At 67.6% G+C, this 22909-nt stretch carries 29 protein-coding genes and 1 other RNA gene; 10 read left to right on the plus strand and 20 right to left on the minus strand.

The annotated features are described in order from the left end of the window. Positions 1-34: 34 nt before the first annotated feature. Genes KB221_08020 through KB221_08035 form a run of 4 tightly spaced genes read right to left on the minus strand, consistent with a single transcriptional unit; the run spans position 35 to position 6262 of the window. The gene (locus KB221_08020; protein WIY68058.1) at positions 35-415 is read right to left on the minus strand and encodes a GFA family protein; all 381 of its coding nucleotides are present in this window, start codon (positions 413-415) and stop codon (positions 35-37) included. A 25-nt stretch (positions 416-440) separates the two neighbouring features. Further along, positions 441-2558 (minus strand): DNA topoisomerase IV subunit B, encoded by a 2118-nt coding sequence (parE, locus tag KB221_08025; GenBank protein WIY68059.1) that lies wholly within the window; start codon positions 2556-2558, stop codon positions 441-443. Further along, a complete protein-coding gene (locus KB221_08030) occupies positions 2524-3876 on the minus strand; it encodes an O-antigen ligase (protein ID WIY68060.1) in 1353 nt (450 codons plus the stop codon). Before KB221_08030 ends, parE begins: the two co-directional genes overlap by 35 nt. 49 nt (positions 3877-3925) lie before the next feature. Continuing rightward, positions 3926-6262, minus strand: coding sequence for a UvrD-helicase domain-containing protein (locus tag KB221_08035; protein ID WIY68061.1), 2337 nt, complete (start codon positions 6260-6262; stop codon positions 3926-3928). A 119-nt stretch (positions 6263-6381) separates the two neighbouring features. Here KB221_08035 and KB221_08040 point away from each other — a divergent pair, with 119 nt between their 5' ends. Both KB221_08040 and KB221_08045 read left to right on the plus strand, forming a co-directional pair. After that, positions 6382-6585, plus strand: coding sequence for a hypothetical protein (locus KB221_08040; GenBank protein WIY68062.1), 204 nt, complete (start codon positions 6382-6384; stop codon positions 6583-6585). Between the two features lie 3 nt (positions 6586-6588). Further along, complete coding sequence (locus tag KB221_08045; GenBank protein ID WIY68063.1) at positions 6589-6903, plus strand: hypothetical protein; 315 nt, start codon at positions 6589-6591, stop codon at positions 6901-6903. A 3-nt stretch (positions 6904-6906) separates the two neighbouring features. Here KB221_08045 and KB221_08050 read toward each other — a convergent pair whose 3' ends face one another. Further along, on the minus strand, positions 6907-7629 hold the full coding sequence (locus KB221_08050; GenBank protein ID WIY68064.1) for an SIMPL domain-containing protein: 723 nt from the start codon (positions 7627-7629) through the stop codon (positions 6907-6909). 48 nt (positions 7630-7677) lie between these two features. Further along, entirely contained in the window at positions 7678-7914 is a 237-nt protein-coding gene (locus KB221_08055) for a ribbon-helix-helix domain-containing protein (protein WIY68065.1), read from the minus strand. Between the two features lie 113 nt (positions 7915-8027). Between KB221_08055 and KB221_08060 the strand changes: the two genes are divergently transcribed. Next, positions 8028-8783: a Coq4 family protein gene (locus KB221_08060; protein WIY68066.1), complete on the plus strand. Its 756-nt coding sequence runs from the start codon at positions 8028-8030 to the stop codon at positions 8781-8783. 90 nt (positions 8784-8873) lie between these two features. Next, positions 8874-9812, plus strand: coding sequence for an EamA family transporter (locus tag KB221_08065; GenBank protein WIY68067.1), 939 nt, complete (start codon positions 8874-8876; stop codon positions 9810-9812). Here KB221_08065 and KB221_08070 read toward each other — a convergent pair. Next, complete coding sequence (locus KB221_08070; protein ID WIY68068.1) at positions 9809-9970, minus strand: hypothetical protein; 162 nt, start codon at positions 9968-9970, stop codon at positions 9809-9811. The genes KB221_08065 and KB221_08070 overlap by 4 nt on opposite strands. Before the next feature lie 2 nt (positions 9971-9972). Next, complete coding sequence (locus KB221_08075) at positions 9973-10149, minus strand: DUF4169 family protein (protein WIY68069.1); 177 nt, start codon at positions 10147-10149, stop codon at positions 9973-9975. Positions 10150-10224: 75 nt separating this feature from the next. Between KB221_08075 and KB221_08080 the strand changes: the two genes are divergently transcribed. Both KB221_08080 and KB221_08085 read left to right on the plus strand, forming a co-directional pair. Beyond that, positions 10225-10530 carry a DUF2171 domain-containing protein gene (locus KB221_08080; protein ID WIY68070.1) on the plus strand — a complete coding sequence of 102 codons (306 nt, stop codon included), beginning with the start codon at positions 10225-10227 and terminating at the stop codon, positions 10528-10530. Between the two features lie 38 nt (positions 10531-10568). Further along, positions 10569-10967: a YccF domain-containing protein gene (locus KB221_08085; GenBank protein ID WIY68071.1), complete on the plus strand. Its 399-nt coding sequence runs from the start codon at positions 10569-10571 to the stop codon at positions 10965-10967. Here KB221_08085 and KB221_08090 read toward each other — a convergent pair whose 3' ends face one another. Both KB221_08090 and fumC read right to left on the minus strand, forming a co-directional pair. Next, positions 10968-11699, minus strand: a complete 732-nt coding sequence (locus KB221_08090; protein WIY68072.1) for an AAA family ATPase — start codon at positions 11697-11699, stop codon at positions 10968-10970. A gap of 1 nt (position 11700) precedes the next feature. After that, complete coding sequence (gene fumC, locus KB221_08095; GenBank protein ID WIY68073.1) at positions 11701-13092, minus strand: class II fumarate hydratase; 1392 nt, start codon at positions 13090-13092, stop codon at positions 11701-11703. Positions 13093-13183: 91 nt separating this feature from the next. Between fumC and KB221_08100 the strand changes: the two genes are divergently transcribed. Then, complete coding sequence (locus KB221_08100; GenBank protein ID WIY68074.1) at positions 13184-13822, plus strand: peptidylprolyl isomerase; 639 nt, start codon at positions 13184-13186, stop codon at positions 13820-13822. Continuing rightward, positions 13810-14175 (plus strand): RusA family crossover junction endodeoxyribonuclease, encoded by a 366-nt coding sequence (locus KB221_08105; protein WIY68075.1) that lies wholly within the window; start codon positions 13810-13812, stop codon positions 14173-14175. Before KB221_08100 ends, KB221_08105 begins: the two co-directional genes overlap by 13 nt. On the opposite strand, the gene KB221_08110 is transcribed toward KB221_08105, so the two are convergent. The 5 genes from KB221_08110 to miaA all read right to left on the minus strand — a co-directional run bounded on the left by KB221_08110 (position 14172) and on the right by miaA (position 17656). After that, on the minus strand, positions 14172-14936 hold the full coding sequence (locus KB221_08110) for a C13 family peptidase (protein ID WIY68076.1): 765 nt from the start codon (positions 14934-14936) through the stop codon (positions 14172-14174). The genes KB221_08105 and KB221_08110 overlap by 4 nt on opposite strands. 60 nt (positions 14937-14996) lie before the next feature. After that, positions 14997-15488 carry a ClpXP protease specificity-enhancing factor SspB gene (locus KB221_08115; GenBank protein ID WIY68077.1) on the minus strand — a complete coding sequence of 164 codons (492 nt, stop codon included), beginning with the start codon at positions 15486-15488 and terminating at the stop codon, positions 14997-14999. Between the two features lie 183 nt (positions 15489-15671). Continuing rightward, positions 15672-16038: a transfer-messenger RNA gene (ssrA, locus tag KB221_08120) on the minus strand. Positions 16039-16058: 20 nt separating this feature from the next. Next, positions 16059-16652: a hypothetical protein gene (locus KB221_08125; protein WIY68078.1), complete on the minus strand. Its 594-nt coding sequence runs from the start codon at positions 16650-16652 to the stop codon at positions 16059-16061. 134 nt (positions 16653-16786) lie between these two features. Then, the gene (gene miaA, locus KB221_08130; protein WIY68079.1) at positions 16787-17656 is read right to left on the minus strand and encodes a tRNA (adenosine(37)-N6)-dimethylallyltransferase MiaA; all 870 of its coding nucleotides are present in this window, start codon (positions 17654-17656) and stop codon (positions 16787-16789) included. An 87-nt stretch (positions 17657-17743) separates the two neighbouring features. Here miaA and KB221_08135 point away from each other — a divergent pair, with 87 nt between their 5' ends. Next, the gene (locus KB221_08135) at positions 17744-18808 is read left to right on the plus strand and encodes an Mrp/NBP35 family ATP-binding protein (protein WIY68080.1); all 1065 of its coding nucleotides are present in this window, start codon (positions 17744-17746) and stop codon (positions 18806-18808) included. Between the two features lie 59 nt (positions 18809-18867). Then, positions 18868-19965 (plus strand): NADH:flavin oxidoreductase, encoded by a 1098-nt coding sequence (locus KB221_08140; protein WIY68081.1) that lies wholly within the window; start codon positions 18868-18870, stop codon positions 19963-19965. A 95-nt stretch (positions 19966-20060) separates the two neighbouring features. Here the strand turns inward: KB221_08140 and KB221_08145 are convergent, their stop codons facing one another. The 5 genes from KB221_08145 to KB221_08165 form a co-directional block, all read right to left on the minus strand. Then, positions 20061-20378: a YbjQ family protein gene (locus KB221_08145; protein ID WIY68082.1), complete on the minus strand. Its 318-nt coding sequence runs from the start codon at positions 20376-20378 to the stop codon at positions 20061-20063. 2 nt (positions 20379-20380) lie between these two features. After that, positions 20381-20896, minus strand: a complete 516-nt coding sequence (locus KB221_08150) for a dihydrofolate reductase (protein ID WIY68083.1) — start codon at positions 20894-20896, stop codon at positions 20381-20383. A 57-nt stretch (positions 20897-20953) separates the two neighbouring features. Continuing rightward, complete coding sequence (locus KB221_08155) at positions 20954-21622, minus strand: aquaporin (GenBank protein ID WIY68084.1); 669 nt, start codon at positions 21620-21622, stop codon at positions 20954-20956. Positions 21623-21696: 74 nt separating this feature from the next. Next, positions 21697-22017: a phosphoribosyl-ATP pyrophosphohydrolase gene (locus KB221_08160; protein WIY68085.1), complete on the minus strand. Its 321-nt coding sequence runs from the start codon at positions 22015-22017 to the stop codon at positions 21697-21699. After that, the gene (locus KB221_08165; GenBank protein ID WIY68086.1) at positions 22017-22874 is read right to left on the minus strand and encodes a thymidylate synthase; all 858 of its coding nucleotides are present in this window, start codon (positions 22872-22874) and stop codon (positions 22017-22019) included. The genes KB221_08160 and KB221_08165 overlap by 1 nt, the downstream gene beginning before the upstream one ends. Positions 22875-22909: the final 35 nt, after the last annotated feature.

Raw genomic sequence — 22909 nt, forward strand, 5'->3', positions numbered from 1 at the left:
GGCAAGCTACAGGATCGCCCGCCGAAGGGGCGGCTCAGTCGGGTTTCTGCGGAAGACCATCCGCGATGTCATAGTAGTCGCCCTTGTCCGCGACGAAGATGTGCACCCCGAGCCGGGAGTTCGTCGGAGTGTCGAAGGCCCCCATGGCGACCCCGATCCAGTCCCGGAAAACCGGGTCCCAGAACAGGGAGGAGCCGCACGTCGCGCAGAAGCCGCGGCGCACCTTCTCGGAGGATTGGTGCCAGGCCAGACGGTCTTCGCCCTCGACCCTGAGCGCGGACTTCGGCACGTCGGTTGATGCGAAGAAATGGCCCGAGTGCTTCCGGCATTTCCGACAATGGCAGGCGTCGGGAGCGGCGAGTGCGCCTGAAACCTCGAATGTGACCGCTCCGCAGAGGCAGGATCCCCGGTGCATCTTCGAACTCCCCGGTTGGCCGGCGTCAAACGTCCAGATCGGCCACCGCGAACTGGGCGTTGTCCTGGATGAACTGGAACCGGGCCTCGGCCTTCTTGCCCATCAGCCGCTCGACCAGATCCTCGATTTCGTCCTCGGAGGCCGGCACCGTGACCCGCGCGAGCGTGCGCTTCTTCGGGTCCATGGTGGTCTCCTTGAGCTGGGAGGCCATCATCTCGCCCAGGCCCTTGAACCGCCCGATCTCGGTCTTCTTGCCCTTGAACACCGTGGCCAGAAGCTCGTCGCGGTGGGCGTCGTCGCGGGCGTATTCGGACAGGGGGCCGGCACTGATCCGGTAGAGCGGAGGCAGGGCCATGAACAGCCGGCCCTGACGGATAGTCTCGGGCATCGACCGGTAGAAGAAGGTGATCAGCAGGGCCGCGATATGGGCACCGTCCACGTCGGCGTCGGTCATGATGACGATGCGCTCATAGCGCAGGTCCTCGATGTTGAACCGGCTGCCCGGCTGGACGCCGAGCGCCAGCGCCAGGTCGGACAGTTCGATATTGGCGCGCAGCTTGTCGGCCGTGGCCGAGGCGACGTTCAGGATCTTGCCGCGCAGGGGCAGGATGGCCTGGGTGGTCCGGTCGCGCGCCTGTTTGGCCGAGCCGCCGGCCGAGTCGCCCTCGACGATGAACAGTTCGGTGCCGTTGGCCGACTGGCGTGAACAGTCCGACAGCTTGCCGGGCAGGCGCAGCTTGCGCGTTGCCTGGGCCCGCTGGACCTCCTTGTCCTTGCGCCGCTTCAGACGGTCCTCGGCCCGCTCGATGACGAAGCCCAGCAGGGTGTTGGCCTGTTTCGGACTTTCCGTCAGCCAGTGGTCCAGCGGATCGCGCATCAGCTGTTCGACCAGCCGCTGGGCGTCCGGGGACGACAGGCGGTCCTTGGTCTGGCCCTGGAATTCGGGGTTGCGGATGAACACCGAGATCATGGCCCCGGCGTTGGCGATGACGTCCTCGGCCGTGATCAGTCCGGCGCGCTTCTCGTTTGTCAGCTCGCCATAGGCCTTGAGCCCCTTGACCAGGGCCGCGCGGAAACCGGCCTCGTGCGTGCCGCCATCGGGCGTCGAGACCGTGTTGCAGTAGGAGGAGACGAAGCCGTCGGCCTCGCCGAACCCGATCGGCGACCAGGTCACGGCCCATTCGACCGCTCCGGCCTCGCCCTTGCGCTCGACGCGGCCCGAGAAGGCGGGGGTCACGGTTTCCAGCTCGCCGATCCGCTCGGCCAGGGCGTCGGCCAGTCCGTTGGGGAAGTGGAACACCGCTTCCGTCGGGGTCTGGTCGGTGATCCGCTCGGCCGCGCAGGTCCAGCGGATCTCGACACCGCGGAACAGATAGGCCTTGGACCGCGCCATGCGGAACAGGCGGGCCGGCTTGAAGGCCGCGCCGACGCCGAAGATTTCCTCGTCCGGTTTGAACCGGATCAGGGTGCCCTTCTTCTTCGAGGCTCCGCCCTGGACGATCGAACCGAGCGGCAGGCCGCGGCTGAAGGACTGGGTCCATTCGAAGCCGTCACGCCAGACGGTGACGTCCAGCCGTTCGCTCAGCGCGTTGACGACCGAAACGCCCACGCCGTGCAGACCGCCCGAAGTTTCGTAGGCTTTGCCGGAGAATTTCCCGCCCGAGTGCAGGACCGTCATGACCACTTCCAGCGCCGACTTGCCGGGATGTTTGGGGTGCGGGTCGACCGGAATCCCACGGCCGTCATCCTTGACCGACAGCCAGCCCTCGGCGTCGAGGTCGACGGTGATCAGTTTCGCATGGCGGGCCACGGCCTCGTCCATGGCGTTGTCCAGCACCTCGGCGAACAGGTGGTGCAGGGCCCGCTCGTCGGTGCCGCCGATATACATGCCCGGGCGTTTGCGGACGGGCTCCAGCCCTTCCAGCACCTCGATCGAGGAGGCCGAATAGCTGCCGGGCACCGGCGGGGCGGACGGGGCGGGGGCGGCGCGCGCGGGCGCGGGCTCAGGACGCGGGGCCGCGGCCTGCGGGGCCAGGGCCGGTTCGGGCGGGGTCACATCGTTCGAGGGCGGCGCGGGCGTCGGCGCCGGGCCTTGCGGCTCGGGCAGATCATCGAACAGGGAAGGCGCGGCGGTGGGACCCATAGGGATACTGTGAAACGATTCGGGGACCGGTCTGGTAGGCCCGGCGGCGCTTCTCCACAAGCGGCGCGGCCACCGGCGCCGGCGACGGCAACAGGGTGCGCGTCAGCACCGCCATGAACAACACCCAGGGCAGGCCCTGGTGCGCCATGAGAATGCTCTCCGACAGGCTCAGCACGAAGAAGGCGGCCAGGAAGCCGATACCCCACCACCCCTCGCGCAGGCCCGAACCCATGCAGCGCAGGACGGCGATCAGGGCCGTCCCGGCCATCAGGGCACCGACCAGCACCGCCCCCGGCCAGCCCAGCTGGACCAGCAGATCGATCCAGCCGTTGTGCGCCGAGGGCACGATCCAGCCCGTCTCCTTGCGGACCCAGTCGGCGGGCGGCGACTCCCCGATCCGGCCCCAGAAGGCACCATAGCCGTAACCGGTCCATGGCCGGTCGGCGACCTTGCGCATCAGGCTGTCCCAGATCTCGGTCCGGCCGGTCAGCGACGGGTCCTTGCCCAGCGCCTCCAGCACCGCCACCGAATGGGTGTCCCAGATCCAGATGCCCAGGCCCGCCAGCACGACCGCGCACCAGATGGCGATGACGGAGAAGGCCGCGCCGCCGCGTCTCAGGGCCCAGAAGCCGCCGATCAGGCCAAGGCCCACCACCAGACAGAGCAGGGAGGTCTTGGACTGGGTCGCCAGCACGAGGCCGCTGGACAGGACCAGGGCGGCAGCCGGCAGCAGGCGGCGCGGATCGGGCGAGGCGAGGCAGGCGGCGGCGGCGGTCGCGCCGATCACCATCACCGCCCCCATCTGGTTCTTCTCGTACCAGAGGCCGCGCCACAGGCCGGCGTTGTCGAGCTGGTGCACCCCGATGGAAGGGAAGGCGAAGACCATCACCAGACTGCCCACCGCCATGACCAGCGCCGTATGCATCAGCAGTCGCGGCAGATGCGGCCCCCGGAAGACGGCGCCGAGATAGAGGGCGAAGCCGCAACTGATCGCGAGGGCGATCACCCGGCGCATGGTGGTGGCGAAATCAAGCGACCAGTAGCGCGAGGCGAAGGCCAGCCCGACCAGCGCGACGATGGCGATCATCGCCGGCCAGGCCCGCCACAGCCGGTTGATCCGGAACAGCAGCAGGCCGACAATGGCCGCATAGGCCGGTAGCCAGACCAGCCGCAGCACCGGCGTCTCTTCCTGCATCGGCGCAAACACCGGCCCGATCAGGGCCCCGGTCAGCATGGCGATGATCACGCCGCAGATCACCCGCTCCCACAGGCTGGGGGCTGGTTCGGTCAGGGCGTCGGCGGGACGGGATTCGTGCACCCTCGCAGGGTCGGCGAACGGGCTTAACGAAGGGTTGGCTTTCCCGCCGTCACGCCTTCTCCACGAACGTATCGATGACCTTCTTCTCGCCGGCCTTTTCGAATTCGATCAGCAGTTTGTTGCCTTCGATCGCCTTGACCGCGCCGTAGCCGAATTTCTGGTGGAACACGCGCTGGCCCAGCGACCAGTCGCCGCCCGCCTTCGGGTCCGCGGTCGCCAGCAAGCGTCCATCCCCCTCGATCAGCGTATGCCGTGCCGGCTTGGCCGCCGGAGCCCGGCCGGCGGTGAACGACTGCGCCCGTTTCCATCCCGGCGACGCATAGCCGGCCCCGAAGGTCGGCATCTCGTCCCAGCGGGACTTGGCGTCCTTCATGCCCGGGGTGACGCCGTAGTAGCCCGTGTCGCTCTCGGCCTCGACGTGGTCGATCGGCAGTTCATCGACGAACCGGCTGGGCAGTTGCGAGGTCCAGCGGCCGTAGACCAGCCGGTTGGCGGCGAACGAAATCCGCGCGTCCGACTTGGCCCGGGTCACGCCGACATAGGCCAGGCGGCGTTCCTCCTCGAGGCCCTTCTCGCCCTTCTCGTCGATGCTGCGCTGGCTCGGGAAGACGCCTTCCTCCCAGCCCGGCAGGAAGACCAGCGGGAACTCCAGCCCCTTGGCCCCGTGCAAGGTCATGATCTGCACCGCATCGTCCGAGCCGCCGCGGTCCAGATCCATGACCAGCGAGACGTGCTCCAGATAGGCGGGCAGGGTCTCGAACTGCTGCATCGACTGCGTCAGTTCCTTGAGGTTATCCAGCCGGGTCTGGCCGGTGGCCCGGTCGGCCTTCTGCATGTCGGTATAGCCGCTCTCCTCGAGCACGGTTTCGGTCAGCTCCCAGTGGGTCGTGGTCTGGGCGAAGGCGCGCCAGCGGTCGATGTCGCGCACGAAGTTCGACAGGGCCGTCCGCGTCCGCGCCTGCAGCTCGTCCGAGACGATCAGGTCGCGCACGGCGCTCATGGCCGAGACGCCGGACAGCCGGGCGATCTGCAGCACCTTCTGCACCGAGGTGTCGCCGAGGCCGCGCTTGGGCACATTGACGATCCGCTCGAAGGCCAGGTCGTCGTCTTCCGACAGGATCAGCCGCAGATAGGCATGGGCGTCGCGGATCTCGGCGCGTTCGAAGAAGCGCGGGCCACCGATCACCTTGTAGGGCACGGCCAGCAGGACGAACCGTTCCTCGAACGCTCGCATCTGGAACGAGGCGCGGACCAGCACCGCCATGTCCTGATAGGGCGTGCCCGCCCGCCGCGCCGTCTCGATCTCGTCGGCGACCAGCCGCGCCTCGGCCTCGCCGTCCCAGACGCCGCGCACCCGGACCTTGTCGCCGCTGGAGTCCTCGGTCCACAGCGTCTTGCCCAGCCGGTCGCGGTTGGCCGCGATCAGGCCTGCGGCCGCGCCCAGAATATGCTGCGTTGACCGGTAGTTGCGCTCCAGTCTTACGACCTTGGCGCCGGGGAAATCCCGCTCGAAGCGCAGGATGTTGTCCACCTCGGCCCCGCGCCAGCCATAGATCGACTGATCGTCGTCCCCGACGCAGCAGACATTGCCGGTCGAGGATGTCAGCAGCCGCAGCCACAGGTACTGGGCCACGTTGGTGTCCTGATATTCGTCGACGAGGATGTAGCGGAACCGGTGCCGGTATTCTTCCGCAATATCCGCGTGTTTGGCCAGAATCGTCAGATTGTGCAGCAGCAGATCGCCGAAGTCACAGGCGTTCAGACTGACCAGCCGGGCCTGATAGGCGGCGTAGAGTGCGTGTCCCTTGCCGTTGGCGAAATCCTCGGACGGCGGCAGCTTCTCCGGCGTCCAGCCGCGGTTCTTCCAGTGGTCGATGAGGCCGTTCAGCGACTTGGGCGTCCAGCGTTTGGTGTCGAGCCCCTCAGCTTCCAGCACCTGTTTGCAGACCCGCTCCTGGTCGTCGGTGTCGAGGATGGTGAAGGTCGACTTCAGCCCGACCAGTTCCGCATGCCGCCGCAGGATCTGCGCGGCCACCGAGTGGAAGGTCCCCAGCCAGCGCAGGCCCTCGGATGACGGCCCGATCAGATGAGTGATCCGCTCGCGCATCTCGCGCGCGGCCTTGTTGGTGAAGGTGACGACCAGCAGCTCCCACGGCCGCGCCCGCCCGGTGGCGAGTATGTGCGCCAGCCGGGTGGTCAGCACCCGTGTCTTGCCCGTGCCCGCCCCGGCCAGCACCAGCACCGGTCCATCCACCGTCTCGACCGCCTCGCGCTGTTCAGGGTTCAACCCCGCCAGATAGTCGGCGGCGGGCGCGGCGACGCCGCCGGGTCCGCGCGAGCGGGCGAGGTCTGAGATGCGCGGGGCAGGGGTGTCGGGGAGACTCATCGGGAGAACATAAGGGGCACGGAGCGTGATGTCAGCGGTCGCGTGTCGGCGGCCTCGCGGAACCGGCAAGCGGCGCCGTCGTTCCGGCAGCATCGACAGCCCGGGGAAGGGATCATTCCATGACCGACAACAACACGAACAACACCGGCAGCGGCGGCGGCAACGCAGGCCTGGCCTTCATCGTCGGCGGCATCGTCGTCGTCCTCGCGATCGTCGCATATTTCGTCTTCGCCCGCGGCGGGATGGCTCCGGAAAGCAAGGACATCAACGTCGATGTCAATCTGCCGGAAGTCTCCGCCCCCGCCGTGCCGACGGTGAACTGAGCCATGACCGATCCCAACCTTCCCCCGCCCGAGCGGCCGGAAGTCGTCCATCACACCACGATCAACAACCCGCCCCGCAGCGGCGGTGCCAGCTGGCTTGGCCTGCTGGTCGGCGGTCTGGTGGTGATCGTGATCATCATCGCGGTCGTGGTCTTCTCGAACCGCGGCGCAATCGAAGCGCCGGACGGCACGGATGTCTCGGTGGACATCGATCTGCCGCGCCCCGCACTGCCGGATGCGCCGAAGATGCCGGACCTGCCGGACGTTCCGTCCGTCAATCCGCCGACCCTGCCGCCCGAGCCGGCACCCGGGACCTGAGCCTCAGCGCAACTGGTAGCTGACCGTCGCGACGACGCGCACCCGCTTGTTCAGCGAGGTCGTTTCGCTGTCGATATCCTCGCGGGCGAGGATCTCGAACGAGCCCTGGGTCGCCTGGCGGATCGGGCCCAGTGGCGCGCCGGAGTCCTTGGCGAACTGTTCCGCGCCCGAGCGCGCCGACGCCGTCGCCTCGGCGATCATCGACGGTCGCACCTCATTGAGCTTGGTGAAGACATAGGTCGGGGCGGCGAAGTCCAGTTGCACGCCCTCGCGCACCAGATCGTTCAGCGCCCGCTCGGTCTGGGCGACGCGCTGGACGTCCGTCGTGCGCACCGTCACGCCCTGGCTCAGGATGTAGCGCACCACATTGTCGGTCGAGCCGTATTCCCGCGCCCGCGTGTCAGTCACCTGCAGACGGCCGATGGTGATGTGCTCGGCCGGATAGCCCTGCCGCGTCAGGAAGGCCCGGACCAGCGCCAGATCCCGGTCGATCTGGGCCTGGGCGACGGGCAGGTCGTCATTCGCGGCCTTGAAGCTGAGCGTCAGGACGGCGAGGTCCGCGACCACATTGCGCTCGGCCACGCCGCGCACGGTCACCTGCCGGTTGCCGACCTGGGCGTTGACCACGCCAGAGCCGATAAAGGCTCCGGCACCGATCAGTCCGATGGCGATCAGCCCCCCGAACAGGGCGGGCGGGATCAGGGTCTTGTCGATCTTGTCGAACACGGCAGTTTTCCTTCTGGGATACTGACCATGCGCCAACCCTGTCGGCTGTCAATCGGTCGAATCCTGTTCGATGAAAGACCGATCGCCGCTCGCCCACGACAGCGCCAGAAGCCGGCAGGCCGAGGCCAGGGGCGTGCGCCCGCGGCGCTCGTCGATCCGCTTCATCAGCCCCGCCTGCGACAGCCCCCCGGCCGCCGCGACCGCATCCAGCACGGTCCAGAACTCGGCCTCCAGCGCCACCGAGGTGGCGTGGCCGGACAGGGAGACTGAGCGTTTTTTCAACATCGGCCGGACCCTAGCGCGGGCACCGGCACTGCCGCCATGGGGTGCGACGTGAACACCGTTCACTTGCGTTGCGCTTCAGGCTATTCTCCGGGGCGATCTCACAGGGCCTGTCCATGACCGCCACCGCCGATTTCAACGAGTTCGACCGTCTGCGTCCCCAGCGTCTCGAGCCGCTGAAGGCATTCCGCGCCTTCCGCAGACTGGCCCGCAACAAGGAAGACACCAGCCAGGTGTTCGAGATCATGCGGGCCCTGTCCGGGCGCTCGATCGGTCGGGGCTACAATCGGATGCTGAAAACCTTCGAGGGCGGCCGTCAGGCCTTCCTGCGCGAGGAACTGGCACACAAGCTGGACGATCCGGTCTGGCTGGCGCGGTTCGGTCCGGGGACCGTCGGCGCGGCCTATCGGGAGTTTCGCGAAGCCCGTGGCTTCACGGCCGAGGGTCTGGCCGACGAGGCCCGCAAGGTGGCACCGCTGGTCGACGCCCAGCACCCGGTGATCTGGTACTCCCGGCGAATCCGGGACGTCCACGACGTCTGGCATGTTCTCACGGGCTACGGCACCGATGCCCTGGGCGAGGCCTGCGTCGTCTCCTTCTCCTATGCCCAGACCCGCAACCTGGGCTTCGCCTTCATCGGCTGGGCCGCGGCCCGCGAGGTCCAGCGCGAGGTTCGCTCCGTGCCCGCGCGCCGGGCTGTCTGGCAGGCGTACCGCAACGGCAAGGCCGCCCGCTGGCTCCCGGCGCTGGACTATGAAGTCCTGTTCGAGCAACCGCTTGAGGCGGTCCGCGCTCGCCTCAACATCCGCCCGGCCGATGTCTACCAGGCCGTGCCGGCCGAGGTTCGCGCCGGGCTGAAGCTGCGAGGCTGACGGCGGCTTTCGGCCGCCATAAGCCCGCCTTGTGTCGCCCGGCCGAAAACCCTGCTTGCTCCGCCGGTCGCCATCCTCCACTTGCCGTGCGTGACCTCCCCCGATTCCCTTCCCCCCGCGGTCCGGCCGCCGCTCTCGCGGGCCACCCTGCTGGGGATCGGCGGGGTCCTGATCTGCGCCATGATCTGGGGCACGACCTGGTACGCTATCACCCTTCAGCTCGGGACCGTGCCGCCGCTGGCGTCGATCGTCTGGCGCTTCGGTCTCGCCTCGGCGCTGCTGTTCATCGGCTGCCTGATCGCCCGCCAGAACCTGCGGCTGACCCGGGCCCAGCATCTGGCCGCCCTGGGGCAGGGCGCCTTCGCCTTTTCGATCAGCTACAGCTTCACCTATGCCTCGGAGGCGCACGTCGCCTCGGCCATCGTCGCCGTCACCTTCGCCTCCCTGACCTTCATCAATCTGGTGCTGTTCCGGCTGGCCGCGGGTCAGAAGGCGGCGGCCGCCTCTTGGGGCGGAGCCATTCTCGGCGTGGTCGGGGTTGTGGTTCTGTCGGGCAGCGAGGTCCTCAGCGCGGGGTTTGACCGCGGCGCGGCGCTCGGCGTGGGCCTTGCCCTGGTCGCGGTCACCGCCTCGGCCTTCGGCAATTTCTTCGCCTGGAAGGGCCAGCAACACGGCTCGACGGCCATCCCCTCGACCGCCTGGGCCATGGCCTATGGCACGGGCCTTCTGGCGCTCTACGGCCTCGCCACGGGTGTGGAGTTCACCCTCGATCCGACCTTCACCTATGTCGGATCCCTGCTCTATCTGTCGGTGTTCGGCTCGGTGATCGCCTTCGGCCTGTATTTCACCATCGCGCGGACGATCGGCTACGCCATGGCCAGCTACGTCTCGGCCCTGACACCGCCCGTCGCCATGCTCGTTTCGGTGCTGTTTGAGGGTGCCCATTTCGGCTGGTCAGCCCTGGCCGGCCTGCTGCTGGTGTTGTCGGGGCAGGCCCTGATGATCCGCGCCCCGAAGGTCTCGACCTAGCCGAACCAGCCGCGCTTCTTCTTCGGCTTCTCCGGCGCGGCTCCGGCCTTCTTCGCCGCCTCGGCCTCCCGACGCTTCCGTTCGGCCGTGACCCGCATGGCGACGAGCACGGGGATGAGGCCGTGTTTGATGCGGGGGTCCTGACGCGGGTCAGCCATGTTCAGTCCTCCAGCTTCGATCCATCGAGAAGACGCGCGGCGCGCTCGCGCTCCGTCTCGGCCCGGGTCCGGTCGGCCTTCGTCCGCCCGTGGGCGGCGCGGTTGGCACTGGCCGTTGCCTTCGCCGCGGCCTTCGCCCGGTCCTTGCGCACCCGGTTCAGATTGACCACCTCGCCCATGCCGACCTCCGCCGTATGCAACCTGACCCGCGGTCAGGCGGTTTTCCTCGCCCGTAGCAACCGGCAGGAGTCCGTATGGTAGACCCGTCCCAAATCCGCGAACACCTTGAAATTGTCGGTTCCGACGGCGAGCATGTCGGTCGCGTCGACCACGTCGTCGGCGACCAGATCGAACTGGCCAAGCTCGATCTCGCCGGCGGCTTCAAACACCACATGATCCCCGTCCGCTGGGTTCATCATGTTGACGAACACGTCCATCTCAATGTGACGAAGGACGAGGCGAAGGCCCGCTGGACCGGGAAACCGCACCAGGCCCGTCGGCAGCTTACTGCGAATTCACGAAGGCCCCGCTGTCGCAGGCGGGGCCTTCGACCTATGTGAGTCCTGCGTCGGCTCGCGACGTGCACGGAATGACGCCCTTGATCCGCCTGATCCTCAACCTGCTCTGGTTCGTTTTCGGCGGCTGGCTGTCCGGTCTGCTCTGGCTGTTCGGCGGCGCGATCCTGGCCCTGACCATCGTCGGCCTGCCCTGGACGTTCGCCGCCTGGCGGATCGCCAGCTACTCCTTCTGGCCCTTTGGCCGTGAAGTGGTCTGGCGCGACGAAATGGGCCAGGTCGACGTCGGCACGGGCCCGCTGGGCCTCGTCCTGAACATCATCTGGTTCATCTTCGCCGGCTGGTACATCGCCCTGTCGCACCTGCTGATCGCCGTCGCCGAGTTCGTCACCATCATCGGCATCCCCTTCGCCCTGAAGGATCTGGAACTGGCCAAGCTGGCCCTGGCACCGATCGGCCGGACAATCCGCGACAAGCCCTGATCAGTCCTCGGACAGCAGGACGTCCAGCATCATCTCGCGCCGGGTCAGGAAATTGCGCGTGACCTGATAGTGGTCCGTGTCCTCGTAGTCGACGCGGTCCACCCCGTGTTCGGACACCTGGTAAATCCACGCGTTCGGATAGCCGAGGATGATCGGTGAATGTGTGGCGATGATCAGCTGTGACCGCGCCAGAACCAGCTCGTGCATCTTGGCGAGGAAGGACAGCTGCCGGGACGGCGACAGCGCCGCCTCGGGCTCGTCGAGAATATAGAGGCCGTCGCCGACGAACCGGTTCTCGAACAGGGCGAAGAAGCTCTCGCCATGCGACTGTTCGTGCAGGGATGCGCCTCCGTATCGACGGCCACCGACGGACTCCAGATAACTGGCCGTGGTGAAGAAGCTCTCGGCCCTGAGGAAGAAGCCGTCCTGCAGCCTCTGCGGCGATCTGATCGGCCGCACGAACCGGTGCAGCGGCGAATGCGAGGCGCGGGTCTCGAACCGGTGCTCCCGCCCGCCGCCCTCGGCGTTGAACCCCCAGGCCACCGCCAGCGCCTCTATCAGGGTCGACTTGCCCGAGCCGTTCTCTCCGACCAGGAAGGTCACATTGGGGTGGAACGCCAGACTGTGCAGCGTCCGCACCGCCGCCAGGTTGAACGGATAGACCGAGTCATCCCACCCCTCGCGCCGCTCGAACTGCGCCTCGATCCAGTAGGGACGGGTGAGGGCGGTCATGTCACCCCGGCGAGATCATCTTCTCGGGCCGCACGGCCTCGTCGAACTCGGCGTCGGTCAGATAGCCGCCGCCGACGGCTTCCTCGCGCAGGGTCGTGCCGTTCTTGTGCGCGGTCTTGGCGATCTTGGCGCAGGCGTCATAGCCCAGCTTGCCGTTCAGCGCCGTCACCAGCATCAGCGAGTTGTCCAGACCGCGCTTGATGTTGTCCTCGCGCGGCTCGATCCCGACCACGCAGTTGTCGGTGAAGGACACCGCGGCGTCGGCCATCAGCCGGACCGACTGCAGGAAGTTGTAGGCCATCACCGGGTTGAAGACGTTCAGCTCGAAATGCCCCTGCGAGCCGGCGAAGGTCACGGCGGCGTGGTTGCCGAACACCTGGACGCAGACCTGCGTCAGGGCTTCCGACTGGGTCGGATTGACCTTGCCCGGCATGATCGAACTGCCCGGTTCATTCTCCGGCAGCGCCAGTTCCCCGAGGCCCGAGCGCGGGCCTGAACCGAGGAAGCGGATGTCATTGGCGATCTTGAACAGGCTGGCGGCCACCGTGTTGATGGCCCCGTGGCTGAAGACCATGGCGTCATGCGCGGCCAGGGCCTCGAACTTGTTCGGCGCCGTGGTGAAGGCCAGGCCGGTGATGGCGGCGATCCGCTCGGCCACCTGTTCGGCAAAGCCGATCGGAGCGTTCAGCCCGGTGCCGACGGCGGTGCCGCCCTGGGCCAGTTCCATCAGTTTCGGCAGGGTCTGCTCGATCCGCTCGATGCCGTTGGCGACCTGCTGGGCATAGCCGCCGAACTCCTGACCGAGGGTGAGCGGCGTGGCGTCCTGGGTATGCGTCCGGCCGATCTTGATGATGTGGTCCCAGGCCTTCGCCTTGGCGTCCAGCGCCGCGTGCAGATGCTTCAGGGCGGGCAGCAGGTCGTTGACCACCTGCTCCGCGCAGGCGACGTGCATGGCCGTCGGGAAGGTGTCGTTCGACGACTGGCTCATATTGACGTGGTCGTTCGGATGGACCGGCTTCTTGGAGCCCATCTCCCCGCCCAGCATTTCGATCGCCCGATTCGAGATCACCTCATTGGCGTTCATGTTCGACTGGGTGCCCGAGCCGGTCTGCCAGACGACCAGCGGGAAATGGTCGTTGAGCTTGCCGTCGATGACCTCATTGGCCGCCGCGATGATGGTCTCGCCCAGTTTCGGGTCCAGCTTGCCCAGCGCCATGTTCGTTTCAGCGGCCGCCCGCTTGACGATGCCGAGCGCCCGGACGATCGGCAGGGGCTGTTTCTCCCAGCCGATCCTGAAATTGCCCAGCGACCGCTGCGCCTGGGCACCCCAGTAGCGATCCGAGGCGACCTCGATGGGGCCGAAGGTGTCGGTTTCAGTGCGGTGGGTGGTCATGGGTCTGGGCTCTTCGGCTTGGCTCTCGGTGCGCGCGGGGTGTAGCACGGGCTATGGGCCGAACAAGCGGTTGAACAGGGAGAGCAGGGGCATGGCAACGTTGATCCGGCGGACGGGTGCGGTCCTCCTGTCGCTCACCCTGTTGATCGGCGCTACCGCGGCAGTGGCCCAGACTCCGCCGCCGCCAAATCCGATTCCTATGGTCGTCATCCGCACCAGCCATGGCGACATCGGTCTGGGTTTGAATATCTATCAGGCGCCCGTCACGGTCTGCAATTTCCTCCGGTACGTTGAGGCGGGCCACTACGTCGGCGGCCGCTTCTTTCGCACCGTGGTGGCCCGGACCAATGACAACCCCAACCCGATTGATGTCATCCAGGCCGCGACCCCTGCAGGCAGCGACGACGCCGGTTTCGGCCCTATCCCGCTCGAGCGCACGCGGGACACAGGCCTGACTCACAGGGTCGGGACCATCTCCATGGCGCGCGACGCGCCCGACAGTGCGACCTCCAGCTTCTTCATTGTGGTAGACGACGCCCCGGCGCTGGATTTCGGCGGTGCCCGAAACCCGGATGGGCAGGGCTTCGCGGCCTTTGGATTTGTCGCCGGCGGTATGGCGGTCGTGCGCGCCATTCAGGCACTGCCCGCCACGGACGAGGTCATCGACACGCCGGTCATGATCCTCAAAGTCGAACTGACCACCCCGTTTCCAAACCTGTGCCGACCGTGACGCCCGGCTGGATCGGCACAGGCAAGGTCCGCGCCCGCGAGACCGGCGACACGGTCGAGCTGACCATCGACGGCCTGACCACCCAGGCCAAATACTACAAGCCGCTCGTCTATGAGTTCATGCGCAAGGAGTGGTCCTCGCGCCCGTCATACGGCGACTACACCGTCGAGATCCTGATGGAGCACGTGGGCGATCCGCCGTGGATGGACCTCGACAATCTGGCCAAGGCCCTGCTGGACGCCATCAAGGGCTATCTGTTCCACGACGACGCCCAGGTCGCCCGGCTGCTGGTCGAACGTCGCGAGGGCGAGCGCGAGCGGATCACCATCCGGGTGTTCCCGCGTCAGACCTAGGACGGCGCAGGACGGTTGAAACGCAGTGTCGGCAGCCGCAACTGCATCTCCGCGCCGACAAACAGCTGCGGCTCTGAAGGCAGCCGCACGCCGCGCTCGGTCTCCTTGCGGGTCACACAGGCGCGGGCTCCCGCCGCCAGGGCCAGAAAGTCGGTCGCCGTCGGCAAGGTCTCAAGGATACAGCCGTCGAACCAGGGATAGGTCTCATCCGCGCCGCAGCCGAACGACGTCCGCTCGCGGCTGGCGGCCGTCAGAACCATGCGGTTCGGCGCCGACAGGGCGTTGATGAAGATTCCGGAATAGCAGGCGGAGACGATCACCACCGTCGGCCGTGTCCCGCACGCCGAGCGCACGATATTGGCCATCATGTCAGGCGTCATGCGCGGCGCCTCACCAAACACCATCGCGTTCGGCACGCCGTGCGAGGTGAAATACAGCAGACAGCCCGAGGTCCCCCGCGCCGCCGCCGCATTGATCCCTTCCAGCACGGTCGAAGCAGACACCGGCTGCGGGACATCCGGGCGCAGGCTGTAGTCGACCATATTGCTGCGAGGAAATCCGGCGGCGAGGAAGCCCGTCACAAGATCCCGACGGGCGTTGTCGAAAGCCTGGATCGGCCGGTCGGCGCCGTCGCGCCAGTCCGCCGCAACGATCGCCGAGGTCCAGTTGGCGAACCGGCTGACAGGCGCGGCGGTCTGGGCGTGCGCGGATGCGGCAAGGCCCAGCACCATCGCCAGAACAATGATCAGACCCCGACCCATGCGCTCCCCCAAGCTCAAGCCGGGGCTGAGACTAACCGAAGGCGCGGCGAGGGAAAGACCCTACTTCTTCCGGAACTGGTCCAGCGACACGACCTTGGGGCCGTCGTCATCACAGGTGTGCACGGGTGCGCGGGCGGGCTCGGAAGCGGCCACCTCGGCGGCAATTTCCTCGACCGTGGTCGGGGCCTCGAACTGCAGCAGGAACTGCACCGACGGATCATAGAAGCGGGTCACGGCGGTGTAGGGCATGGCCAGGACTTTCGGCATGCCGCCGAATTTCAGCATGACCGAGAATCGCGCCTGTTCGACCTTCAGGTCCCAGTACTGGTGCTGCAGGACGACCGTCATCTCGTCGGGGTATTTGGCCAGGATGTCGGGCGGCACGCTCACGCCCGGCGCGCGGGTCTTGAACGTGACATAGAAATGGTGCGCGCCCGGAATGCCGTCGGGCAGGGCGGCCCGTTCCAGCGCCGAGCGGATGACGCCTCGCAATGCATCCTGAGCCAGTTGCTCATAGTGCATCTCGTCGATCGGGGGCGTCTCTTCGGCCATGGGTCGCCTCGGTTGTTCGCGCGAACTGATAGCTGTGCGCGACGGCCGGCGAAAGGTGGCGACAGGGTGAAAACGACGGGATTCCGACGCCAGACCTGCTGATTTTCCGGAAAGTGCCAGGGGTTCTGTTGGCGGGCCCCCCACATCTTCCAAAAGCAACAGGAGGGCGCGTCACTGGAGGTAGGTGGAGGGCTTCTGTTGGCAGGCGCCCTCCGGGCCCCGCCCCAGGAACTGATCCCTGAGGACTTAAGTGTTCGAAATCACCCGAACCGCTTATGCGGCGAGAGCGACTTCTCCAGCGAAGTTATCGTTCGCAGTTAGAAAATGGCCCGATACGGTGGGCCAGGACGGGCGAAAGCAGTCTTCTTTACACGTCCGTCGATGCTAGTCGGCCCCATGCTCGCTCCGCCGATAACGCGGGGAAGAAATGGTGGAGCCGCCGGGAATCGCACCCGGGTCCGGTCCGCTTATTACAAGCGCGTTTATCGCCATATCCGGAGCAAGCCCCGGCAAGACCAATATAGGGCCTGACCGGCCCCCTTCCAAGGTCTGATGTATGCGGCGCGGATATCAGTCCTTGCCCGCTTCGCGCAGCGCACGGCGAGACGCCTCCAGCGCCGCGCGATAGCCCTCGCCGTCGCCGAAATCGTCGAATCCGGCATAGCGACCATGCGCCCCCAGCAGCCGCCGGGTGTGTTTGATCGGGCACCAGAATTGTTCGGTGCGCGCCGCCACCTCGCGGACATAGGCGATGACGCCGTTCACATAGGAGCAGAAGGCGCAGTTCAGCTTCTCGACCGCGTTCAGATACGGCAGGCCCGTGCGGTCGAAGAGCATGTAGCGGCCCCTTGCCACCTGCGGGATGCCGTAGACCCGGAAGCAGCCCGCCTGGTAGATCGACACCCAAAGATCGACGACGACGAAGGGCAGGATCAGCGAATAGATGACCGGGGCCGAAAGCACATACAGCACCGGCGCGCCGAGAACGTATTTCAACAGATGGACGCGGCGTTCCTCCAGTCGGCGCACCGCCTCCTCCTCGAACCGGGCCCGGCCGTGCTCCAGCCCGAAGCGGAGGCCGGACCGCTGCCGCGAGAATTCGGCCGCCAGTTCATGCTCCAGCTCGCGGATCTGGTGGATGAGGGAATCGACCTGGCTGGTCATGGGCTCTCTCGAAACGTCGCGCGCGCCGGATCGGTCCGGTCGCGTCGCGGGCTGATGCGATCCCCGCACCCGCCCTTGCATAACACCCGTCCCGGCCGGCGTCCCAGCGGGTGGACGAGGGGGCGTTGGTCCGGTCAAACCCGGGCCCATCCGGGCGTCTGGTTCCTGAACCAGGTCAGCTGCCGCTTGGCGTAGTTGCGCGTGGCCTGTCGCGTCGCCTCGACGGCGGCCGCCAGCGTCGTCTCGCCCGTCAGATGGGCCGCGAACTCACGCACCCCGACGGCCTTCATCGCGGGCAGGGCGGGGTCCAGCCCACGCGCCATCAGCGCCCTGACCTCGTCCAGCGCGCCTGCCTCGACCATATCCGCCACCCGCAGGTCGCAGTTGGCGTACAACGCCTCGCGCTCCGGCTCGATCACCAGGCCGGTCCAGGATCCCGGCGCCAGCAGGGGCGTCGTATCCGCCGTCCAGTCGCTGAGTGCCCGCCCGGTATGCTGTGCGACGGCCCAGGCCCGCGTGAGGCGCTGGCGGTCCCCCGCCTTGATGCGCGCCTCGGCCGCCGGATCGACCTCGGCCAGCCATCGCCGGAAGGCCGTCTCGCCATCGGCGTCAAAGGCCGCCGCGGCCGCGTCCCGCACCCCGACCGGCACATCCGGAATGTCCGCCAGCCCCGTGGTCAGGGCCGTGAAATACAAGCCTGTCCCGCCCACCAGCAGGGCCGGCCGCCCCTCGGCCGCCAACTCCGCCAGCACCGGCATGACGGTCCGGGTCCAGCGCCCGACCGACCAGGCGTCGGCGGCGTCGGCCACGCCATACAGCCGGTGCTCCGCCAGTGCTTCTTCCCCGGCCGAAGGCCGGGCGCTCAGCACGCGCAGATCGGCGTAGAGTTGCTGGCTGTCGGCGTTGACGATCACGGCCCCGGTCCGCTGCGCCATGTCCAGCGCGCGCCGCGACTTGCCCGAGGCGGTCGGGCCGGCCAGCAGGGTGATCAGGGGCTCGGACAAGACGGGGACTCGGATTTTCGACCGGACAGGACGGTGCGTTCGGCGATAGAACGCGCCACCCGACCCCGCAACCCGCAGGATCCCTCCGTGCCAGACCGCGAAACCGTCCTCGCCGCCCTCGACTCCGTGATCGACCCGAAGAGCGGGCAGGGGCTGGTCGCAGCCGGTCTGGTGCAGGGGCTGGTCGTCGCGGATGATCGCGCCGGCTTCGCCCTTGAGGTCAAAGCCTCCGACGCCGCCCTCTACGCCCCCGTCCGCGACGCCGCCGAGGCCGCGCTGAAAGCCTTGCCGGGCATGACCCGCGTCGCCGTGGTCCTGACCGCCGAGACCGTCGCCGCTGCCCCGCGCCGCGCGTCCCTTTCGCCCCAGGCGGTCGATCAGGGCCGCCCCAAGGCGCCCGTCGCCACCGCCCGGCCCGCTCACGTCCGTCGCGTCCTCGCCGTGGCCAGCGGCAAGGGCGGCGTCGGCAAGTCCACCGTCGCGGTCAATCTGGCCGCGGCGCTTGCCGCGCGCGGTCTGTCGGTCGGACTGCTCGATGCGGATGTCTACGGCCCGTCCCTGCCCACCATGCTCGGCATGTCCGGCAAGCCGGAATACCGGGACTCCATGATGGAGCCGCACGTCGTCCACGGCCTCAAGGCCATGTCGGTCGGCCTGCTGACCAAGGCCGACGACGCCATGATCTGGCGGGGTCCCATGGCCTCCCAGGCCCTGACCCAGATGCTGACCCAGACCCGGTGGGGGACAGAGGAGGCGCCGCTCGACATCCTCGTCGTCGACCTGCCGCCCGGCACGGGCGACGTCCAGCTGACCCTGGTGCAGAAGACCCCGCTGGACGGGGCCGTCATCGTCTCCACCCCGCAGGAGGTCGCGCTCGCCGACGCCCGCCGCGCCCACACCCTGTTCCAGAAGGTCGAGACGCCGACCCTCGGCCTGGTCGAGAACATGTCGGGACCGGTCTTCGGACGCGGCGGGGCCGAGGCGGAGGCCCGTCGGCTGGGCGTGCCCTATCTCGGCGACCTGCCACTCGACGCCGCCTTGCGCGAGGGTGGCGACGCCGGCGTGCCGGTCGTGGTCAGCGACCCCGACGGCGAGATCGCGACCCGGTTTGCGGGGTTTGCGGCCGCGCTTGTGGAAAAACTCGGCCTTTAGGGTTTTCAAACGCAACCCTGATCGCCACCTTGTCGGTTCCAGTCACCCGAGAACCGCCCATGTCCGTCGACGCCCTGTTCCGTCCCTTCCAGGTCAAGTCCCTGAAGATGCCCAACCGCATCGTCATGGCCCCGATGACGCGGTCCTTCTCGCCGGGCGGTATCCCGACCGAGGATGTGGCCGGCTACTATCGCCGCCGCGCCGAGGGTGACGTTGGCCTGATCATCACCGAGGGCACGGTCGTCGAACGCCCCGCCGCGCGCAATGACGCGAAGGTGCCGGTCTTCCACGGCGAGGCCCTGCCGGAATGGAAGAAGGTGGTGGAAGAGGTCCACGCCGCCGGTGGCCTGATCGCGTCCCAACTCTGGCATGTCGGCGCTGCACGGGGCCAGGGGGCCGACTGGGAGCCCCTGGGCAAGGTCGACAGCCCCTCGGGCCTGACCGGCCCGGGCAAGCAAAAATACGAGCCGATGACCGAAGAGGACATCGCCGACACCATCGCCGCCTTCGGCGCGTCCGCCCGGGCTTCGCGTGAGCTGGGCTTTGACGCCGCCGAGATCCACTCGGCCCATGGCTATCTGATCGACCAGTTCTACTGGAACGGCCTCAACGCCCGCGGTGACCGCTGGGGCGGCCCCTCGATCGCGGAGCGGGCCCGGTTCGGGGTCGAGGTGGTCAAGGCCGTGCGCGAGGGACTCGGGCCCGACATTCCGCTGATCATCCGGCTTTCCCAGTGGAAGCAGCAGGATTTCGACGCCAAGATCGCCCTGAACCCCGACGAAATGGCCGAATGGCTGCTGCCGCTGTCGGATGCCGGCGTCGACGTGTTCCACTGTTCCCAGCGCCGCTTCTGGGAGCCGGAGTTCGACGGATCGGACCTGAATTTCGCGGGCTGGGCCAAGGTCATCACCGGCAAGCCGACCATCAGTGTCGGCTCGGTCGGCCTTGATGGCGAGTTCATCGCGGCCTTTGGCGGGGCCGGGTCCCGCCCGGCCTCACTGGATGGCCTGATCCAGCGCATGGAGCGCGACGAGTTCGACCTCATCGCCGTCGGCCGCGCCCTTCTGGCCGATCCCAACTGGGTGGTGAAGGTCCGGGACGGCCGTCAGGACGAGCTGAAGGATTTCGAGCGGTCCGCGATGATGACGCTCAGCTGAAGCGGGTGATTGGTGATTGGTGGTTTTGCGCATCACCGGCGCGGGCCGTTCATCACCGGCAGGTGAGCCGGCAATCACCAATCACGAACCACCAATCACCCTTCCACCACCACCGCCGTGCCATAGGCCAGCACCTCGGTGACGCCTTCCATGATCTCATTGGCCTCATAGCGCATGCCGATCACGGCGTTGGCGCCCATGGCCTGCGCGTGTTCGACCATCTCCTGCAGGGCCTCCGCGCGCGAGGCCTCGGCCAGTTTGACATAGGTCTCGACCCGGCCGCCCAGCATCGACTGCAGCCCGCCGACCATGTCGCTGATGGCGTTGCGGGAACGCACCGTGATGCCCCGCACCAGGCCCAGGGTCTTCACCACCCGATAGCCGGGCGCGTCATTGGTGGTCACGATCAGCATGGTCATTTCCTTTCGAGAACCCGGAAGACGAACCCGTGGTCGTCCTTCTCTCCGGCCGGATGCGCCTCGGAGGATACCTCCGTCCATGCTCCCTCGTCGAACGCCGGGAACAGCACGTCGCCCTCGGGCTCGGCCTCGACCTCGGTGAGATAGATGCGCTTCGCCCGCGGCAGGGCCTTTTCGAACAGGGCCACGCCGCCGATGACGCAGATCTCCGCGATTCCGTCATCCTCGGCCGTCTCGCGCGCGATCTCTACCGCCTCGTCCAGCGTCGTACAGACCACGGCACCGCGCGCCGTGAACGACTCGTCGCGCGAAAGGATCAGGTTCAGACGGCCGGGCAGGGGCTTGAGCGGCAGGCTCTCCCAGGTCTTGCGGCCCATGATGCAGGGTTTGCCGAGAGTGATGGCCTTGAACCGCTGCAGGTCGCTGCGCAGCCGCCACGGCAGGTCGCCGTCCCGTCCGATCACGCCGTTACGGGCGCGGGCGACGACGAGAACGAGTTGGGGCAGGGCCAAGCGGACCTCGGAAAAAACAGGCGACGGCCCGATCGGCCGCCGCCCGTTCTTACAGCGTCAGGCGTCGGGTTCCAGCACCTTGAACCGGAACAGCAGCGCCCCGAGCACGGCACCGACGGCGGGTGCGACGAAGAACAGCCAGACCTGGCTCAGCGCCTCGCCGCCCTGCAGCACGGCCGGACCGAAGCTGCGGGCCGGATTGGCCGACACCCCGGTCACCTGGATGCCGACGATATGGATCACCGCCAGCGTCAGGCCGATGGCCAGACCCGCGAAGGCACCCTGGCCCTTGGGCCCCGTCACCCCCAGGATGACGATGACGAAGATGGCCGTTGCCACGACCTCGAAGACCAGGGCCGCATGCAGGCCGTAGCCGCCCGGCGATCCGGTGTCGAAGCCGTTGGCCCCCAGGTTCGTAAAGCCCGTCTGGGCGATCTGGCCGAGGATGGCCGCGCCCGCGACGGCACCGAGAATCTGCGCCACCCAGTACAGCCCCATGTCCTTCAGCGACATCCGCCCGGCCACGAAGGCCGCCAGACTGACCGCCGGATTGACGTGGCATCCCGAAACCGGCCCGATGCCATAGGCCATGGCCACGATGGCCAGGCCGAAGGCCATCGACACCGCCAGCTGGTCAAACGGGGCCGGCCCCAGCACCGCCGCCCCGCACCCGAACAGAACCAGCACCATTGTGCCGATGAACTCGGCTGAAAGCTTCTTCACCATGGCAACCTCCCCGTTGCTACGGCCCCGCCTTGCGCGGGGTCGAGCCGGAGCGTGGGCCGAGTCTTCAGGTGAGGCTAGGTTGGCGGAACGGCGGTTTCCGACGCCAGCCAGTGCAGCCATTTCCGCTGCATCGCCGCCTCGATGTCGATGCCCGCACGGTCGCAATAGATCAGCAGCATCCCCAGCACATCCGCCGCCTCGTCGCCCAGCTTGCCGGCGTCAGCGACACCGCGCGCCCGCCCGCTCATGCGCAGATGCTCGGCCGTCAGCTCGCCCAGCTCCTCCTGCACCTTCAGCAGGGCCCAGTCGCCGGAGCGGTCGATGTTGTGCTCGCGCGCATAGATGTCGGAGATGCGCAGGACGTCGGCCTGCAGACCCTTCAGGTCGAGGCCCATCAGACCGCGACCGGCGCCTTGATATGCGGCCAGGGCTCATAGCCCTCGAGCACGAAGTCCTCGAGCGTATAGGCGAACAGGTCGTCGCGCGGGGTGATGGTCATGGTCGGGGCGGGCAGGGGGGCGCGGGCCAGCTGGGTCTCGGCCTGTTCGACGTGGTTCAGATACAGGTGGGCGTCACCGAAGGTGTGGACGAACTCGCCCGGCTTCAGCCCGCAGACCTGGGCCACCATCATGGTCAGCAGCGCATAGGAGGCGATGTTGAACGGCACGCCGAGGAAGACGTCGGCCGACCGCTGGTACAGCTGGCAGCTCAGCTTGCCGTCGGCGACGAAGAACTGGAACAGGCAGTGGCAGGGCGGCAGGGCCATGTCGTCGACATCGGCCGGGTTCCAGGCCGAGACGATGTGGCGGCGGCTGTTGGGATTGGTTTTCAGCCCCTCGACCAGTCTGGTGATCTGGTCGATCATCCGGCCGTCCGGCGCGGCCCACGACCGCCACTGTTTGCCATAGACCGGCCCCAGCTCGCCCTCGGCATCGGCCCATTCGTTCCAGATGCTGACGCCGTTGTCCTTCAGCCAGCCGATATTGGTCTCGCCGCGCAGGAACCACAGCAGTTCGACGATGATTGAGCGGAGGTGCAGCTTCTTGGTCGTCAGGACCGGAAAGCCCCTGGACAGGTCGAACCGCATCTGCCGACCGAACACGCCGAGCGTCCCCGTGCCGGTCCGGTCGTCGCGCCGGCTCCCGTTGTCGAGAATGTCGCGCAGCAGGTTGAGGTACTGCCACTCCGGATGATCGGCCGCGACGGCGCCGGTGCGGGCGTGGAGATCAGCGAGCGAGGCGACGGCGTTCATCCGGCCACAGTGCGTCTGATTCGCTCGCCTTGGCA

The sequence above is a fragment of the Aquidulcibacter paucihalophilus genome, from assembly GCA_030285985.1.
Taxonomy (GTDB): domain Bacteria; phylum Pseudomonadota; class Alphaproteobacteria; order Caulobacterales; family Caulobacteraceae; genus Brevundimonas.